Genomic DNA, 519 nt, shown 5'->3' with positions numbered 1-519 from the left:
GGCGGCGAGGATGTCATCGCGACCCCAGGGGGTGTCGAGGCCATTGGCGCGGATGATGACCTCGCGGGGGCCATAACCGCCGGCCTTCACGGCGCCGCACACCTGGTCACGGGCGCTGGCCTTGGCGTCAGGCGCCACCGCATCTTCCAGGTCAAGAATCAGCGCGTCGGCCGGCAGGGTTTTCGCCTTCTCCAGCGCGCGGGCGTTCGAGCCCGGCATGTAAAGAACGCTGCGGCGGGGGCGAATGGCGGTCATCAGAAACTCCTGGCGTGTGTGGTCGCCGTCCTGTCCGGAACGGCGCGTGTTTCTGGAGGTGTTTGTGCCGGATTTCCGCAATTTCGCAAGCCTGGCGCCGGAGCCATTCAGCCGGGATGCTTCAGGGCTTCGTCATGGGGCCAAACCATGGGGCCAATTCATGGCGTCAATCCGCGCATGGCCGCACACGTTGGGGGGCGCAGGCGGGTGCGGACGCCGACGTCTGCTATTGCGCCGGCAAATTCCACATTTTTCAATGGTGCA

The 519-nt window shown here is 65.5% G+C and carries 1 protein-coding gene; it reads right to left on the bottom strand.

All coding sequences use genetic code 11. The features are described 5' to 3' along the window. On the bottom strand, positions 1-255 hold a 255-nt coding region (locus AC4FS3_RS29535), incomplete at its 3' end, for an aldolase/citrate lyase family protein (RefSeq protein ID WP_491023502.1). Positions 256-519 lie beyond the last annotated feature (264 nt).

The sequence above is a fragment of the Pseudogemmobacter sp. TB195 genome, assembly GCF_058313095.1.
The sequence above is the reverse complement of the archived record's forward strand: the minus strand, read 5'-3'. Positions and strand labels throughout refer to the sequence as shown.